The 15,882-nt window shown below is 75.6% G+C and carries 14 protein-coding genes and 1 pseudogene; 2 read left to right on the forward strand and 13 right to left on the reverse strand.

What is annotated here, in order from left to right:
- Nucleotides 1-109: 109 nt before the first annotated feature.
- The 5 genes and pseudogenes from ACH5AR_RS33465 to ACH5AR_RS33485 all read right to left on the reverse strand — a co-directional run bounded on the left by ACH5AR_RS33465 (nucleotide 110) and on the right by ACH5AR_RS33485 (nucleotide 5,235).
- Nucleotides 110-349: a hypothetical protein gene (locus tag ACH5AR_RS33465; protein WP_396305297.1), complete on the reverse strand. Its 240-nt coding sequence runs from the start codon at nucleotides 347-349 to the stop codon at nucleotides 110-112.
- On the reverse strand, nucleotides 346-2,919 hold the full coding sequence (locus ACH5AR_RS33470) for a DNRLRE domain-containing protein (RefSeq protein ID WP_396305298.1): 2,574 nt from the start codon (nucleotides 2,917-2,919) through the stop codon (nucleotides 346-348). Before ACH5AR_RS33470 ends, ACH5AR_RS33465 begins: the two co-directional genes overlap by 4 nt.
- A 407-nt stretch (nucleotides 2,920-3,326) precedes the next feature.
- Nucleotides 3,327-3,777, reverse strand: a pseudogene (locus ACH5AR_RS33475) (SAM-dependent methyltransferase); the annotation flags it as partial.
- A gap of 332 nt (nucleotides 3,778-4,109) precedes the next feature.
- Nucleotides 4,110-4,244 carry a hypothetical protein gene (locus ACH5AR_RS33480; RefSeq protein WP_396305299.1) on the reverse strand — a complete coding sequence of 45 codons (135 nt, stop codon included), beginning with the start codon at nucleotides 4,242-4,244 and terminating at the stop codon, nucleotides 4,110-4,112.
- A gap of 247 nt (nucleotides 4,245-4,491) precedes the next feature.
- Nucleotides 4,492-5,235 carry an anti-sigma factor domain-containing protein gene (locus tag ACH5AR_RS33485; RefSeq protein WP_396305300.1) on the reverse strand — a complete coding sequence of 248 codons (744 nt, stop codon included), beginning with the start codon at nucleotides 5,233-5,235 and terminating at the stop codon, nucleotides 4,492-4,494.
- Nucleotides 5,236-5,343: 108 nt separating this feature from the next.
- On the opposite strand from ACH5AR_RS33485, the gene ACH5AR_RS33490 reads away from it, so the two are divergent.
- Nucleotides 5,344-6,144, forward strand: a complete 801-nt coding sequence (locus tag ACH5AR_RS33490) for an SDR family NAD(P)-dependent oxidoreductase (RefSeq protein WP_396305301.1) — start codon at nucleotides 5,344-5,346, stop codon at nucleotides 6,142-6,144.
- Nucleotides 6,145-6,328: 184 nt separating this feature from the next.
- Here the strand turns inward: ACH5AR_RS33490 and ACH5AR_RS33495 are convergent, their stop codons facing one another.
- The 4 genes from ACH5AR_RS33495 to ACH5AR_RS33510 all read right to left on the reverse strand — a co-directional run bounded on the left by ACH5AR_RS33495 (nucleotide 6,329) and on the right by ACH5AR_RS33510 (nucleotide 10,012).
- Complete coding sequence (locus tag ACH5AR_RS33495) at nucleotides 6,329-6,949, reverse strand: TetR/AcrR family transcriptional regulator (protein WP_396305302.1); 621 nt, start codon at nucleotides 6,947-6,949, stop codon at nucleotides 6,329-6,331.
- Between the two features lie 273 nt (nucleotides 6,950-7,222).
- Complete coding sequence (locus ACH5AR_RS33500; protein ID WP_396305303.1) at nucleotides 7,223-7,678, reverse strand: hypothetical protein; 456 nt, start codon at nucleotides 7,676-7,678, stop codon at nucleotides 7,223-7,225.
- A gap of 401 nt (nucleotides 7,679-8,079) precedes the next feature.
- Nucleotides 8,080-8,922 (reverse strand): sensor histidine kinase, encoded by an 843-nt coding sequence (locus ACH5AR_RS33505; protein WP_396305318.1) that lies wholly within the window; start codon nucleotides 8,920-8,922, stop codon nucleotides 8,080-8,082.
- Nucleotides 8,923-9,139: 217 nt separating this feature from the next.
- A complete protein-coding gene (locus ACH5AR_RS33510; RefSeq protein WP_396305304.1) occupies nucleotides 9,140-10,012 on the reverse strand; it encodes a winged helix-turn-helix domain-containing protein in 873 nt (290 codons plus the stop codon).
- Between the two features lie 24 nt (nucleotides 10,013-10,036).
- Between ACH5AR_RS33510 and ACH5AR_RS33515 the strand changes: the two genes are divergently transcribed.
- Entirely contained in the window at nucleotides 10,037-10,906 is an 870-nt protein-coding gene (locus ACH5AR_RS33515) for a hypothetical protein (RefSeq protein ID WP_396305305.1), read from the forward strand.
- A 36-nt stretch (nucleotides 10,907-10,942) separates the two neighbouring features.
- Here the strand turns inward: ACH5AR_RS33515 and ACH5AR_RS33520 are convergent, their stop codons facing one another.
- From ACH5AR_RS33520 to ACH5AR_RS33535, 4 genes are all read right to left on the reverse strand, one after another.
- Nucleotides 10,943-11,989 (reverse strand): ABC transporter permease, encoded by a 1,047-nt coding sequence (locus ACH5AR_RS33520; RefSeq protein WP_396305306.1) that lies wholly within the window; start codon nucleotides 11,987-11,989, stop codon nucleotides 10,943-10,945.
- Nucleotides 11,990-12,121: 132 nt separating this feature from the next.
- Complete coding sequence (locus tag ACH5AR_RS33525) at nucleotides 12,122-12,577, reverse strand: SRPBCC family protein (RefSeq protein WP_396305307.1); 456 nt, start codon at nucleotides 12,575-12,577, stop codon at nucleotides 12,122-12,124.
- An 18-nt stretch (nucleotides 12,578-12,595) separates the two neighbouring features.
- The gene (locus tag ACH5AR_RS33530; protein WP_396305308.1) at nucleotides 12,596-14,974 is read right to left on the reverse strand and encodes a condensation domain-containing protein; all 2,379 of its coding nucleotides are present in this window, start codon (nucleotides 14,972-14,974) and stop codon (nucleotides 12,596-12,598) included.
- Nucleotides 14,975-15,036: 62 nt separating this feature from the next.
- Nucleotides 15,037-15,825, reverse strand: coding sequence for an SDR family NAD(P)-dependent oxidoreductase (locus ACH5AR_RS33535; RefSeq protein ID WP_396305309.1), 789 nt, complete (start codon nucleotides 15,823-15,825; stop codon nucleotides 15,037-15,039).
- Between the last annotated feature and the right edge of the window lie 57 nt (nucleotides 15,826-15,882).

The following is a 15,882-nucleotide window of genomic DNA, read 5'->3' on the forward strand; positions in this document are numbered from 1 at the left end:
TGCGGGGCGGGGGGGGGGGGGGGGGGGGTGCGGGGGGGGGGGGGGGGGGGGGCGGGGGGGGGGGGGGGGGGGGGGGGGGGGGGGGGCGCCCCCCCCCCCCCCCCCGCGCTCAGCGCCGTCTGCGGCGTTCGAGGCGGGCGCCCAGGCGCATGCGCGTGGTCGCGGCCCCCGCGCAGCCGCCGAGCAGGATCGCGAGCCAGGCGTCGAGGCCCAGGGCCCGGCCGGCGAGGACGGTGGCGGCCAGGGCGGCCAGGAGCACCGCCAGGTCCACCGCCGCCGCCCGCGGGCCGGCCGGACCGCGCCCGCCGGTCATGCCCAGCAGGGCTGCCAGGCGGCCGCGGCCGCTCACGACAGCGTGCCCATCAGGCAGCCGGCTCCGGCGACGGTGACGTAGCCCCACGGCCCGCCGGCGAACTTCACCAGCCGCAGGCCGTTGCGGGCGCGCTGGATGTTGACGCTCACGTGGTGGGCCTGGACGGGGACGTAGGCGGACAGCGCTCCCATGCCGCACTTCTTGGCCGCGTTCTTCACGGCCTTGCCGGTGCGCTTCCAGTTCCAGCTCCACGGGTTCCACCAGGGGTCGGCGACGACCGGGAAGGCCGTGCTCGCGGTGAAGTCGACCCGCTGCACCAGGGTGGCGCCCTCCAGCCGGTAGGAGGTGGGGACGTCGTTGCCGCGGGCGTCCTTCGCCCAGGGGGCCGTGATCGCCGCGACCGGCTCGTCCGGGTTCGCCGGGACGATCACGACGGAGCCGTCGGGCTCCTGCCGCAGGCTGGTGCCGGCGGGCAGGGACACCGGCACGCGGTACTCGTGCGGGGCGTTCGCGTTCTTGATGACCTGGAGGGTGCGGCTGCCGCCCGCGAGGGTGGGCTGGACCACGGTGTCCACGTCGGAGGCGGCGTCGGCGTACACCACGCTGCCGCCGATGTTCACGCCCTGCCGCCGGGCGGCGGAGCCGATGCCGACGGCGGCGATGTCGTCGGGCTTGACCTCGATGGGAGCGTTCGGGTCCCGCGGCACGGTGACGGTGCCGGTCGCCGTCTCGGCGATGGCCGCGTACCTGCTGTCGCTGGTGGAGGCCGGGGTGATGTCGGCGGCGTCCAGTACGGCGTTGGCCGCGCCGAGGGCGTCGATGGCCGCGCCCGGCTTCCACGCGGTGTCCACGGTGAACGTCACCGGCTCCGACCAGCCGTTGGCGTAGTGCTGGCCGTCGAAGGTGGTCGTGCGGAAGGTGTACGCGCGCCCGCTGGCGAGCTTGCCCGCCGGGACGGTGGCGGAGGCGGTCCCGCCGGCCCGCACGGCCGGGGAGTTGAACTGGGTGACGACCTCGCCGGTCGCCTTGTCCCGGACCTCGAAGGTGCCCTGGACCTTGTCGTCCTCGTTGACGTCCTCGGTGGTGAAGCGGAGCGTCGGGGTGAGGCTGTCGACCTTGTAGACGCCGCCCTCGCTGTGGAAGGGCGGGCCGGCCTGGAGGTTGCTGCCGGTCCTGGGGCGGTAGTTGAAGGTGACGGTCAGCTTCGGGGCCTTGTCCTCGGTGGCCTCCGAGGAGTAGAAGCGCTTCCAGGCGTAGGTGTCGGACTCGTCCACGGCCTTGAGCGCCACCGAACCGGTGGCCGCCTTGGCGCTCGCCCAGGTCCTGGCCAGCTCCGTCACGTCCGCGCCGACCCAGCCGGCGTTGCCGCAGGCGCCGCTGCGGGTCTCGGTGGAGGTGGCGAACTTCTGCTTCAGCGCGGGCTGCTTGGTCCAGCGGGTGGAGGTGTCCGCGGGATCGGCCGCCCAGACCTCCCAGCCGCGCTTGTCGCACGACCACGAGTGGTAGTTGTACAGCTCCAGCTTGGCGTCCGTGACGAGGGCGTCGGCGAACTGGCCGGTCTCCCAGGTGAGGAAGGAGCGGGCGGTGCGCTTGGCGGAGCCGGCGTAGTCACCGGGCCAGCCCAGCTTGAGGTCGGTGGACGCCGACTGGTCCGTGGTGTCCCCGGCCTGCACGAAGGTGTCGAACATGACGGAGAGGGTGTCCGTGGCCGGGTCGATGGTCACCGGGTACTGGGTCGCCGGATCCGCCAGGAAGCCGGGATCCGGGGTGAGCCGCAGCTCGACGGTGTCGCCGTCCTGCGTGACGGTCATCGGGACCCCGGCGGTGCGCTTGCGTTCACCGGAGCGCTGGTCTACCTGGGCGTCCCACATCACCGGCGCGGGCATGGTGGCGACCGGCTCGCCGGTGCTGCGGTCGCTGAAGGCCACCGAGCCGTCGTCCTGCTGCTCCGCCTTCAGGCCGGGCAGCTTCAGCGGCAGCGTCATCGGCGCGGCGTCGCCCGCGGGGCGCTGCTTGAGGGTGAGGAACTGTTCGAATCCGGTGCGGGTGGCGTCCACCACCAGGTCGGCCCCGGGCACGGCGTCCGGGTAGGTCGCCTTGGTCCCCTCCAGGACGGGGGCCGGCAGTCCGCCCTTCCACTGCACGCCGATCTTCCGGTCGCCGGTGCCCAGGGTGACCAGGTCGCGTGCGGCGGACACCGGGGCGTCGGCCGCCGCCGGCGCCGACAGCGCCCTGGCGCCGCCGGGGCCGGCCAGGCGCAGGTCGCCCGGGTGCGCCTCGGGTGCGATGTCGCCGTCGGCCTGCCGCCGCAGCGTGGCGTCGACGTCGACCCACCGGCCGTCCCTCAGCATCCGCACGGGGCCCGCGCTGACCGTGCTGGTCAGGGTCCCCTCCGGGTCGGCCCAGGTGGTGGAGGTCTCGGTCCTGCGGTCCAGCACCTCCACCCTGCGGCCGAACACCTGCGCCGCGAGCAGGGCGGACTCGGCGGTGACGGCCTCCGTGACGGGCTCGCCCAGGGGGCTCCGGGCGCGGGTGGCCTCCAGGACGGCCTCGCGCACGGCCGCGTCCTCCTCGTCGGCCAGGGCCGGAACGGACGAACCGAGCACGGCGAGTGCTGCCAGTACCGAGACGCCCCCCACAGCGGCGGCTCGGCGATGCCTGCGTCGTATCGACGACATGTGTGTCCTTGCGCTCAAGGTCGTTCCCCCTGTGTACAGGGGGCATGACCCGTGATCAATAGCGCCAAGAGATTAAAGGAATGACAAAGACTAGGCAAATTGAAGCCATTGGTATTTCAGGGGGCGGTGATTCCCTCGGGCGTGCGCGGTCCGGCCTGTCGGGTGCGGAGAGGTCTCCTGGCGGGAGCCGGGAGGGCCTGGGGCGGGGGTGCCAGCCGCCGTTCGTTCACCAGGTGTTCATTTTCTCGTCATCGCATGGATGCCTGGGAATGGACAGGGATGCCCCCGCGCACCCGTCCCGTCCTCCATGGGGATGCGCCTGCCTCCGCGAGCCCTTACGCGCGCCCGGGTTTGTGTGCCTCGATGAGGGTCCTGGAGGAATGGGCCACGAAGGGGCCCTCGGCCTGGATTCTCTCGTGCAGCCCGTGCAGGCGGTCTCGGTACCGCTCGACGGTGAATCCCGGCACCGTCCCGATCACCTTGCGCAGGAAGTGGATCACGGCGCCGACGTCATAGAACTTCATCCGCAGCCGCTCCGTGCGCACGTCGACGGTCTCCAGGCCGGCAGCCTCCGCCGCCGCGGCCTCGTCGTCGGGGTGCCGCTTGCGGCGCGCCTCCGGCTGCGGCCCCAGGAAGTACTCCACCAGCTCCCACGCGCTGGCGGGCCCGACGTGTTTGGGCGAAGTACGTCCCACCCGGCCGCAGCGCCCCGGCGATCTCGGACCACCACACCGTCGCGGGATGCCGACTGGTCACCAGGTCGAAGGCCCCGTCGGCGAACGGAAGCCCCAGTCCGTGCGGACGCAGACAAATGTCCGCTGCCGGTCCGTCACCCCGGTGCTTCCCGCGCCACCTGCGGCTGCGCCTCGAGTCTCGATCGCTGAGCAGGTGGCCGACCAGTACTGGCCTGCCACCGCCGGGCAGCGAGCGGCGGGCCCCTGTCGTTCCGTGAGCGAGGGCATGACCGCCTCGGCGTGCCGCAGGCTGGCCTCGGAGCCCAGGGTGAGGACGTGGGCGAGGTGCAGGGTGTCGGCGCCGGTGGCAGCGGCCTGCTCAAGGGATGCGGCCCTGGCGGAGCCGGGTGAGTCCGACGGCAACTGCCTGACGAGGTGATCGGGTCAGTAGGTGCCGACCGCTGCGGCAGTCGTGGCCGTGCTGCGGCTGCCCAGCAGGTGAGGGTTTCTGCTGTCGGGCCGGCGGTGGTGCCGGTAGGCGAGCTGGTTCGCGATCCGTTCCGCGGTGTAGTCCTCCATCGGACGGCTGAGCCCACCCAGGACCCGACTGGCCACAGCACCACGGCGTTCAGGGCGAGGCCGAGCGCGCCCTGCGGTGCGGTCCAGTCGGCGCAGCATGGTCCGTCGCCGGGGGGAGGGGCCCCGTTCAGCCGACCGGAAAGCCGCGACGGCGGCTGCCTCCGGCATCACCCCTTCTCCGCTCCCACCTACGCAGCCGCCCCGTCGTCCCGACCGGCGGGCGGCCGGCCGGGGCAACGGGCGGGGCTCAGGTGAGGTGCAGCAGCACGACCGGGGCCGTGGTGGGGTGCGCGGAGCCGCCTGCCGGTTCGACGGTCACGCCGATGCCGTTCGCGCCGTCCAGTGCTCCGGTGAGCAGCAGGCTGCCGTCGCCGGTGGGCAGCAGTCCGGCCGGGCGCATCGTTCCGGCGTCGCTGAACCACAGTTCGTAGGTGGTGCCGGGGGCGGGTGCGGGCATGCCGGAGGCGAGGAAGGCGGCCTGGCCTCGGCTGTGCGACCACACCACGGTGCCCGCGCCCCGCCCGCCGGAGGCGGGTGCGGTGGCGGTGCGGGCGTCGGGTGCGGTGAGCAGGCCGGTGAGGTGGTCCTGCTGCTGCTGGAGCGCGGCGGCCCGGGCCCGGGCCTGCTCCGCCTGCCGGTGCTGCTGGACGGCGACGCCGCCGGCGCCTGCGGCCAGGGCGAGGCAGGCCGCGAGGGCGAGTCTCGCCCGGCCCTTGGCGAGCCGCCCGCCACGGCGGCCCGGGGCGGGTGCGGTGTGGGGTGCGTCCTGGCGCACGGCGGGCAGTGCGGCCAGCACCCGGGCCTTGAGAGCCGGCGGGGGCAGGACGGCCTCGGCCCCGCCGAGCCGTGCCAGGGTCGCGGCGAACTCCGTGACCTCCTGGGCACAGGCGGGGCAGCCGGCCAGGTGTTGTTCGAAGTCGGCGCTCTCGTCGGGGTCGAGCGCGTGCGCGGCGTAGGCGCCGCTCAGGGTGTGCAGATCGGCCGCGCTCATGCTCCCACCCCCAGGCAGTCGGGCTCCCCCATGCTCCCGACCCCGGGAAGTCTACAGCTGTATACTTCGGAGGCGGGGGCACTTCATCGCACGGGAGGGAAGCGCGAGATGGATCTCAAACTGATCGGCAAGCGCGCGCTCGTCACGGGTTCGAGCGCGGGGCTCGGCAAGGCCATGGTGAAACTGCTGGCGGCCGAGGGCGCCGCGGTCGTGGTGCACGGCCGGGACGAGGGCCGCACCGAGGGCGTCGCGCGGGAGATCCGGGAGGCCGGCGGGACGGCGCACGCGGTGGTCGGCGACCTCGCCGACGACGGCGGCGTCGAGCAGGTCGCCCGCGGCGCCACGGCGGACGGCCCCGTGGACATCCTCGTCAACAACGCGGGCTTCTACCGGCACCTGTCCTGGGCCGAGGCCACGCCCGGCGAGTGGCTCGACACCTACAACGTGAACGTCGTCTCGGGCGTGCGCCTGATCCGGCACCTGGTCCCCGCGATGCGCGAACGCGGCTGGGGACGGGTCGTCACCATCGGCGGCGGGCTCGCGTCCCAACCCACCGACGCCCTCCCGCAGTACAACGCCACCCTGGCGGCCCGGCACAACCTCGCCGTCTCGCTCGCCCGCGAGCTCAAGGGTACCGGCGTCACCTCCAACGTCGTCTCCCCCGGGGCGGTCCTCGTCGACGCCACTCGGGACCTCATCACCCGCATCGGGCCGGGCCAGGGCTGGGGCGGGACCTGGGAGGAGATCCGGCCCAACGCCGTCCGGGCCCTGATCCCCAACGACCAGGAGCGCTTCGGCGAGCCCGAGGAGATCGCGGCGGCCGTCGCCTACCTGTGCAGCGACTACGCCCAGTACGTCAGCGGGGCCACCATCCGCGTCGACGGCGGACTCATCCGCTCCGCTTTTTGAGCACGGCGGGGCACCGGTCGCGTCGAAGTCCCCGCGATGGCCCGGACCACCGGGAGCCCGCCACCGGGTGCGGCGATCCGCGCGGACAGAACCCGGCTCCTCTCACCGGCCCCCGCCCGGACCACCGCTGCGCGGGAGCGGGCGGAGGCCCGGCCCGAGGAGAGCCGGCGGGGCCCGGCGGGAGTCACCCGCCGGCGGCGCCGGGACCGGCGTCGGACGCCGGTACGCCGGGCTCCGCGGCGACGAGCGGTTCCAGCATGCCGGAGAGCAGGTCGGCCAGGCGTCCGTCCTCGGCCGCGGCGAGGGCGGTGGTGCCGACAACACTGCGCAAGAGCCAGGTTCCGGCGACCAGGGCGAGGGCGAGCTGGGCGCGCACCTCGGCGTCCGGGCCGTCGAGCAGCCCCGCCAGGCGGGCGCCCACGTGGGCTTCCACGCCGCGGCGCAGGATCGCTGCCGCCTCCGGGTCCGGCGCCGAGCGCAGCAGCAGGAGGAACGGGTCGAGCCGCTCGGCGCCTCGGGCGGTGCGCTCGGCGAGCGCGCGGGCGAGGGCGTGCGCCAGGCCGGCGGGCTCGTCGCCGACCACGGTCGGCGGGGCGAAGGCCCGGTCGACGGCCTGAGCGAACAGGCCCTCCTTCGAGCCGAAGTAGCGGTTGATCATCATCGCCGTCACACCCGCCCGCTCGGCGATCTGCCGCACCCCGGCCGCGGCGTATCCGTGTTCGGTGAACTCCACGACCGCGGCTGCGAGGATCGCCTCGCGGGTCGCGGCGCCGTCGCGCTTGCGGGAGGGGGGTGCGGTGCTCATGGCCAGGAGCATACGGGGCCGGCCACGGTGCGCCCGGCGGGCTGACACGCCCCCACGGGCCGGCGGGCGCACCGTTGGGCCTCCCGCCGGCGACACCCGCGCGCTGATCGAGGTCTTGCTGCCGGCCGACAAACTGCCCCACGAGCACCTCGTCACGGGCCTCGCTGCCGTCCGTCCTCCCGATCAGGGGCGCTCACCGCCGACTCGGTCGCGTTGGAAGCCCCTCGAACACCTCCGCCTGTGAGCCGCGAAGCAACCCTGAACAACCGAAACTCAGGGTTCCGGCTCCGATTCCCGCGCCCACTCCTGGCGCGGTCGCAACCGCGCCAGGATCCGTTGGGCTTCGTCGCAGACCCCGGCGTCTTCGTCCGCCGCCAGACCGCGCAACTGCGCGATCAGCCGATCCGCGCCTTCGGTTGTCATCCAGTCAGGCTGACCATCGAGGGCGGCTTGGATCTCGTCGGCAGTCCAGGTCTCGCTCGCCCGACTCCGTGCCAGCAGCACGCAGCGCAGGCCGGCCGTGTCTTTGCGTGCCAGCAGCGTCTCGGCCGTCTCCTGAACCACGGCGGTGTCCTGGGCGTCCAGGAGGAGACGATGCAGGATGCTCGCAACTTCGTCGATCTTGTCTGATGCAGCGAGCCGCCTTCCAGACACCGCGCGAACGGCCCAGTCCGGCGAGTCAGCGTCGCGAATGGCCGTAGTCAGTTCTTGATCGTCGGGAGACATCATGCCTTCAGCGTGCCAGGGACGGTGTCGATCTCCACACGAGATACCGCTCCGCGCTGCTGCTTGGCTCCGGTCTGGGCGAGTCGGCAGGACTCGCCGCCCTGCGTGGCCGCCACCGCTCAGCACGGACGGCCCTCGGACGCCTACGCGGCGTCGGCCTTTCGGACCAGCATGACGTGATGCTGGCACAGCCCGGCCTGCGTCCGCGCGCGTGATCACCACCAATGACATCGCCACGCCGGTGCTCATACTCCTCACCGACATTCCTCGGCTTCCCGGCCCACAGGTGCCGCTGGAACACGGCCCCGCCCTCGCGGGGAGAGCTCCCGGGTGGTGGAGTCGGCGCCCGGCCTCGGGCCCTCGGACCCGTCGGCACGTGGCGGCGCCCGCTGCCCGACGGGTGGTCAGGGGTGCGGGGCGGGCGGGAGGTGGAAGCCGACCTCGGCGCCGCCGTCGGGGGCGGTGTTCGCGAAGACGGTGCCGTGGCCGGCGGCGACGAGGTCGTGGACGATGGCCAGGCCCAGCCCCGAGCCCGGGGTGGCCTGGGTGCCGGCGCCGCGGTAGAAGCGCTCGAAGACGGCCTGCCGGTCGCCGGGGGCGATGCCGGGCCCGTGGTCGCGTACGGACAGGCGGGTGCCGGTGACCAGGATCTCCACCGGGGTGCCGTCCGGGCTGAACTTGACGGCGTTGCCGACCAGGTTGTCCACGCAGCGTTGCAGTGCGCGCGGGCGGGCCAGCACCGGCACCGGGCCCTCGACGGTGACGGTGATCGCGCGGCCGGTACGGCGGTGGAAGCGCCGGGCGCTGTCCTCGGCGGCGGCCGGCAGGTCGAGCGGCTCCGGGTCCTCGACGGTCTGCCGGTCGGTGGCCAGCTCGACCAGCTCGCGCACGATCTCGTCGAGCGCGACGGTCTCGGTGACGAGCGTGGCGAGGATCTGTTCCTCGTCCTCGGGGGCGAGCCGGCCGCGGGCGCGCTGGAGGAGTTCGGCGCAGCCGCGCACCGAGGTCAGCGGGGTGCGCAGCTCGTGGCTGGCGTCCTGGACCAGGCGCTGCTGCTGCTCGCGGGAGCGGCGCAGCGCGCCGACCATCGACTCGAAGGCGCGGGTGAGGCCGCCGACCTCGTCGCGTCCGGCGGCCGGCAGCGGCGTGGCCAGCTCGCGGGTGGTGGTGATGTGCTCGGCGGCGCGGGCCAGGCGCCGCACCGGGCGCAGGATCCGGCCGATGACGAGCCAGCTGAGCAGGCGCAGGCGGCCGCCGCGGCGGCGCTGGTGGCGGTGATCCGTCGCAGGAAGGCCGCGTCGACCTCGGCGGCCCCGGCGTAGGTCTGGCCGACCGTCACCGCTCCCTGCCCGTCGGGGCGGCCCCGGGTGAGGACGCCGTAGGGGGTGCCGTCGACGGTGACGGGCACCGCGATCGCCGGCAGGACGGAGGCGAGGACGACGAGGCCGATCCTGGTGCGCAGCATCAGGCGGTCCTGGCGGTGCAGCCGACGTTGCGCACGGTGTGGATCAGCCGGGGTTCGCCGTCCTCCTCGGTCTTGCGCCGCAGGTAGCCGACGTAGACGTCGAGCGAGCGCGAGTCGGTGTCGAAGTCGTAGCCCCAGATGCGCTGGTAGATCTGGTGGCGGGTGAGCGCGGTGCCCTGGTTGCGCAGGAGCAGTTCCAGCAGGTCGAACTCGGTCTTGGTCAGGTCGAGCCGGCGTGCGCCGCGGTGGGCCAGGCGGGCGGCGGGGTCCAGGGCGAGGTCGGCGAGGGCGAGGCGGGCGCCGGCGGTGCCCTCGCCGTCCCCGGCGCGGGGTGGCTCGGTACGGCCTGCACGGGCGCGACGATCACCTTCCTCGCCGGGGTGCTGTACGCGGCCGGATGGCTGTGGTCCGCCACCGACGGCCGCTTCGACGACATGCCGCTGGGCAGGTTTCTGCTCACCGCAGTCCTCCTCGTGCCCGCCGTGGCGGCGAGCTTCGTCGTCGCGCCCGGCGGCGGCTTCCCGGCGATGGCGGTCACCGCCTCGGCGCGGGCCGGCAGCGGACGCCGCGGTCCGGTTCTCCGCCCGGCACCTGAAGTGAAGCGGGACAGTCAGGCCACCAGCAGACGGTGAGCGGCGTTCACCAGGATGCTGCCACCGGGGAAGGTGCCGGCGCTCCCCTGCGACAGCTCGCGCTTCCCCCGTGACGGCCCGGCTGACAGATAGACGACGCGGCCCGGCCGGGCTTCGCCCCCGACCGTCCGGCCCGGCCGGGGTCGCCCGGGTGCCGTACGGAGCATTCGTCACGGGGCCGTCACAGCTCGCTGTCGGAGCTTGCCCGGGCCCGGCGGCGAACGGGACGGTGGAGCCCACAGGCAGGGGAGAGCAGGGGGCGGGATGCGAACGGTACGGCTGTCGTCCATGCGGCGGTGGGGAGGCAACGTCGGGGCCGGGTGCGGGCTGGCCCTGGTGGTGATGGTCGCGCTGGTCGGTGCCGGTGCCGCCGGTGCGGGGGAGGCCTGCCTCGTCGGCCTGCTGGTCGGCGCCGCGGTGGCTGTCGCCGCCCCGCACACCTTCTGGCTGCGCGAGGAGGAGGACGGCCTCACCCTGGTCCGGGGGCTGGTCCCGCGCCGCTACGCCTGGTCGGAGATCCGCGGCCTGTCCATGGAGTTCCACGAGGAGGTCGAGACCAGTGCCCACGAGGTGGTCCTCCGGCTGCGCCTCGCGGACCCGCCGGGCCGGTCCTGGGGCCCGCTGCTCGGCAAGGTCGACGTCACCGACGACGACCGGCCGCGCGGCGCCGAACCGCGCGCCCTGGCCGAGCTGTTCGCGCTGTTCGGCCGGCGCGGGCTGCCCGTCGACGAGCCCGGCTTCGCCGACGAGGTGCTGCACGTGTACGGGCTGCCGCGGATGCCGCCCCGGCCCGAGCGGTGCGTGCCGGTCGGGCCGGTGCCCACGGCGGCCCAGGCGTACGCGGCGGCCCCCGGCACCGAGGCGGAGGAGGCGTACCTGGCCGGCGTCCGGAGCACCGCCAAGAGCCCGCCCCGCCGGCGGCGGGCCTACCTGCTGCGGGCCGCGGCGCAGGCCGACCGCCTCGCGCTGGCCGGCGGCGACGCCGACCGCGAGGAGGTGGTGCGGGCGCGGATCACGGCCGACCGGCTGGCCGAGCACGACGGCGTCACCGCCGCCACCGCGGACGACGCCCGCGGGTACGTCCGCCAGCAGTACCTGGAGTGGTCCCGCTCCGCCGCCGGTCCGCAGGGCTGAGCCGGGGCCGTCAGCCGGGCGGGGGGCCTCCCCGGCTCAGCCCGCCGAGCGGGCGACGCGGCGGAAGACGAACCAGACCAGCCCGGCGGCGAGCGCCAGCAGCAGCCCGGCCTCGACCAGTTGCATCGGCACGAACTGCGACACCGGGTGGTAGCGCCCCCAGGCGGTGGTGGCACCGGCGCACGGGGAGGAGTCGGCCAGGCACTGCCCCTCGGTCAGCCGGGTGCCGTCCGGCAGCTGCGCACCCTGCCCGACCAGCCAGGCGCCGGGCGGTGGGTCGAAACCGGCCGGGTTGCGCAGGCCGGAGGCGGGCTGGGTGGCCGTCTCCAGCGGCAGGAAGTGCACCCGGGCGTAGCGGAACAGGCCCTGCGTCAGCAGGACCAGCGCGCCGGTGGCGAGCACGGCGGCCACGGTGCGGCGCAGCAGGGCGCCGAGCGCCAGGCCGACGGCGAGCGCGAACAGCGACCAGGCGAGCGGGGCCGCCCCGACCGAGGCGTAGGCGAGGCCCGCGAACGGCGAGTCGAACCGGTTCCAGTGGCGGTGCAGGTCCTCGTACCAGATCCAGCTGACCACCGCGGACAGCGGCCCGACGGCGCACAGCACCAGCAGCGCGGGCGCCAGCAGCCGGGCCCGCAGCCAGCGGGCGGGGGAGACGGACTGGGCGCGCACCAGCCGCAGGGTGCCGCGCTCGTACTCCTCGGCGAGCAGCGGCGCACCCAGGGACATGCCGACCACGAGCGGGAGGGCGAACATCACGGGCCGCGCCACCCTGGTGTACCAGGAGGCCAGGAACATGCCGTCCAGGTACGGGTCCCGGCAGGCGGCGAGCCGCCAGGAGTCGGCCAGGTCGCACTCGGGCCGGGCCCGGGCCTGCGCCTGGGCCTCGAACAGGCCGCCCAGGCGCCAGTGCACGGCCAGCGAGGCGAGGACGGCGAGCAGCAGCACGGCGCCGTAGGTGCGGGCGGCGGCCCGGCTCTGACGCCAGGCCAGCCAGGCCGGTCCGCGCAGGCGGAACCGGTCGGACCGGGGCGGCCGGGGCCCGGCGCCCGCGGCGGCGGCGTGGGCTGGTGGTGCGGTGGTCATGCGGTGTCCTCGCCGGCGGTCGGTGGGCGCGGCATGGCCGCATCACCATTTCACTAGTTGATTAGTGGAATGGTGGCGGAAGGTCCGGGGGCGGTCAAGTCCGCCGCCGGCGGCACGGGTCGGGGCCGGGGGCTACGGCCCCAGCAGGTGGTCCAGGACCCGGCCGAAGACCAGGCGTCCGGAGCGGGAGAGGACGGGGTCCAGCAGCGGGCCGACCGGCCGGGGCAGGCCCGCGACCGTCAGCTCCTCCGTCCAGGCCGCCGCGCTGCCGCCGCCCGGCGCCGCCCGCACCCGCAGCTCGGCCCAGCCGCGCACCGGGTGTCCGCGCTTGACCAGGAGGCACCGCCCGTCCCGGCCGGGGCCGGGGCCGGGGGCGACCAGCTCGGTGAGCTCCATCGGGTCGTCGAAGCGCAGCGGCCCGAGGACCGTGCGGGCCAGGACGACGTCGCCCGCCTCCCGGCCGCTGCCCCGGGCCACCGACACCCGGGTGAACGGCACCCGCTCGCCGTGCCGGGGCCAGGCCGTCAGCCGCTCCCAGCACTCGGCGGGCGGCAGCGGCGTGCGGCGGACGAGGACGAAACGGGCCATGGCGACCACCGTACGGCCTCAGCGGCGCCGCGGCAGGCCCGTCAGCAGCCCGGCGAGCGCCGGCAGGTCGCCGTCCCCGTCGAGCAGCACCACCAGCGGCGGCCGCGCGGGCGCGCCCAGCCGGGCGATCTCGAAGGCGACGGCCCCCAGCCCCGGCGGCGCCACCAGGGCGACCGGGGCGCGGGACTCCAGCAGCGGGCCGAGCACCGGCCGGTACGCGGCCGCGGGCGGGTCGTCCCCGGTGGGGCGCAGCACGCCGAGCGCCTGCGGGCCGGGCCAGCCGCGCGCCGTGGCGGGGTAGCGGGTGTGCGGGGCGCCGGGCGGGGGCAGCAGCAGGACCCAGCCCGCGCCCGGGCCGGCCGCCCGGCGCAGCACGTCCAGCCGCACCGCGGGGCCCGGCGGCCCGGGAGCCCCGGCGGCGGCCGGCTCGCCCAGGCGGGGCGCCGGCTGCCCGGCCAGGGCGGAGCGCAGCACCTCGGTGGTGCCCAACCCGCTCGGCAGGTCGGGGAAGCAGCGCAGCAGGTGGGCGCTCTGGTCGAGGAGCTCGGCGGCGTCCCGGTCGGCGAGCAGGGCGCGGTCGTGGGTGGTGGTGAGGACCAGCCCGCCGCTGGCGTCGTAGTGGGCGGCGAGGGTGATCGGGTACGCGGTCAGGGTGCCGACCGGGGCCGGGCCCTCCACGTGGATGCCGTGCGCGGCCAGGTCGGTCTCCAGCCGCAGGTGGTGCGCGGCGGCGGGCTGGTGCTCCAGCACGACCAGGCTGTTCGGTCGTTCTCCGCGCGCGCCCGGGGTCCACTGGTGGGCCTGCCCGGGCGAGACCCACTCGTACCCGGCGAGGTCGAGCACGCCGTCGCGCAGCGCCGCGAGCAGCTGCGGCACGGTGGTGCCGGGCTGCACCCGGACGGAGATCGGCAGCGGGTTGCGCAGGGCACCGGGAAGCCGCTCGACGCCGTCCAGCGGGATGCCCCGGCCGGAGACCGTCACCGCGAAGCCGACCCGCACCGCCCGGGCCGGGCGGCGGGGCCGGTCCGACTGCTCGGCGCGGTACAGCAGCAGCGCCCAGGCCGCCTGGAGCGCGCTGCTCTCGCCCGCGCCCCAGGCGGCCGCCCAGCCGCGCAGCCGGACCGCCTCGTACGGGGTGAGCCGGCGCCGGGCCCGGCCGCTGCCGCGCCGCCGCGGGTCGGGAGCGAGCGGCAGCACGGCGCCGGCGGCGGGACGGGTGGACCAGAACTGCCGGGCGGCGTCCGTGCTCTGCCCGGCCAGCCAGCGGGCGTGGTCGCGCAGGTCGGGGCGGCGCTCGCCGCCGGGCAGCACGCCGCCCGTCAGGTACGCGCGGTAGAAGGACTGGAGCAGCAGCCGCACGCTCCAGCCGTCCAGCATCGCGTGGTGGTAGGTGAGCAGGACCCGGGTGGTGGGCCCGTCTTCGGCGTCGGGCGGGGCGTCGACCAGGGTGGCGCGCAGCAGGGCGGGGCGGCGCAGGTCGAAGCCGCGTTGGCGGTCGGCGGCGAGCAGGTCCTCCCAGTCGGCGGTGCCGTGCCGGTGCCGGGTCACCTCGGGGGCGGCGTGCTCGTGCAGCACGATCCAGGGGTCGTCGGTGCTGCGCTCGTCCCAGTCGAAGGCCGCGCGCAGCACCGTCTCGTGGTCGAAGACGGACTGCCAGGCCGCCGTGAAGCGCTCGGTGTCCAGCGGCCCGTGCCAGTTCCAGGACAACTGCTCGACGTGTCGGCCGGCGGGCTCGGCCGCCCCGATCACCTGGCGCAGCAGCTCCCGTTGGAGCGCGCTGGCCGGTACGGTGACCGGCGCGGGCGGGTGCGCCAGCGCCGCGCGCAGCTCCTCCAGCACGCCGAGGGCGCGGGAGGGCGGGCCGGGGGCGAGGCCGACGAACAGCCGTGCGGCGCCGTCCGGTTCGTCGTGCGGCTCGTCCGGCTGCCCGCCGCCGGCGGCCCGTCCGCCACTGCCGTCCCGCCCGCCGCTGCCGTCCCGTCCGCCGCTGCCGTTCCGTGCGTCCTCGACCAGGACGGCCCGCAGCCGGGGGCCGGCGGCCAGGCTGCGCCCGAGCTCCACCAGGACCCGGTCGAGCCCGTCCGGGCCGTCCACGGCCCGCCGCCAGAGCAGTTCCGCGGCGGGCCCGGCGGAGCCCTCGGCGGCGACGGTCCGCAGCGCGGCGCGCAGCTGCTCCGGCGGGTAGCTCCGGTGCAGCTCGACCAGGACGAACTCCGCTGCCCGGCCCGGCCGTCCGGCGCGCTGCCGGGGCCGGGCGGCGGTCGCGGCCAGCGCCGCGCGGACCGCTCCGGCGTCCAGCGGCCCGGGCGGTCGGGCGGCCGGCAGGCAGGGCTCGGGCGCGGGGGCGCCGGCCACCATCACGGTGACGGGTGCGCTGGAGAACTGACGGTTCGTCATCGCTGATCAGCGGGCACCGGAGCCCTTGTCCTTCCCGTGGGCCGGCCTGGATCGCGCCGGGGTTACTGGGTGGCGAGACCGCCGCAGACGTTCAGCGCCTGGGCGGTGATGCTGGCCGCGGTCGGGCTGGTGAGGTAGCCGGCCAGCGAGGCGACCTCCTCGGGCGTGGTGTAGCGGCCGAGCGGGATGTGCGTCTGGAAGTGCTGGTGGATGGTCTCGGGGGTGGTGTTGTAGGCCGTCGCGTACTCGTGGTGGATCCTGGTGGTGTGCGGGGTCTGGACGTACCCCGGGCAGATGGCGTTGACGGTGGTGCCGGTGGGCGCCAGCTCCTTGGCCAGCGCCCGGGTGAAGCCGATCACCGCGTGCTTGCTCGCGGTGTACGGGGCGCCCAGCGTGACGGCCTGCTTCCCGGCGGTGGACGCGATGTTGATGATCCGCGGGTGGGTGGTGGTGGTGATGTGGCCGTGCCGGAGGGTCTCCCGGGTGACCAGGAAGACGGCGTTGAGGTTGGTGTCGATGACGTCGTACCAGAGGTCGTCGGTGGTGGTCGCGGTGGGCCCGCCGCCGGTGCGGCCGGCGTTGTTGACCAGGACGGTGATCGGGCCGTACGCGGCCACCGCGTGCCGGACCAGCTCGCCGACCTGGGCCGGGTCGCGGACGTCGCAGGTGAGGCCGTCGGCCTGGTGGCCCTCGTCGCGCAGGGTGGCGAGGGCCTGGTCGATGTCCGTGGCGGTGCGGGCGCAGATGAAGACACGGTGGCCGCGGCTGCCGAGCTCGCGGGCGATGGCGAGGCCGATGCCGCGGGTACCGCCGGTGATCAGGGCGAGGGGTTTCTCGGGTGCGGTGGTCATGACGCGTCCTGGTGGGTGAGGGCTGGGAGAGGTTCGGCGGGCACGGCCGTGCGGACG

This window comes from Kitasatospora sp. NPDC018619 (assembly GCF_044391605.1).
GTDB lineage: Bacteria > Actinomycetota > Actinomycetes > Streptomycetales > Streptomycetaceae > Kitasatospora.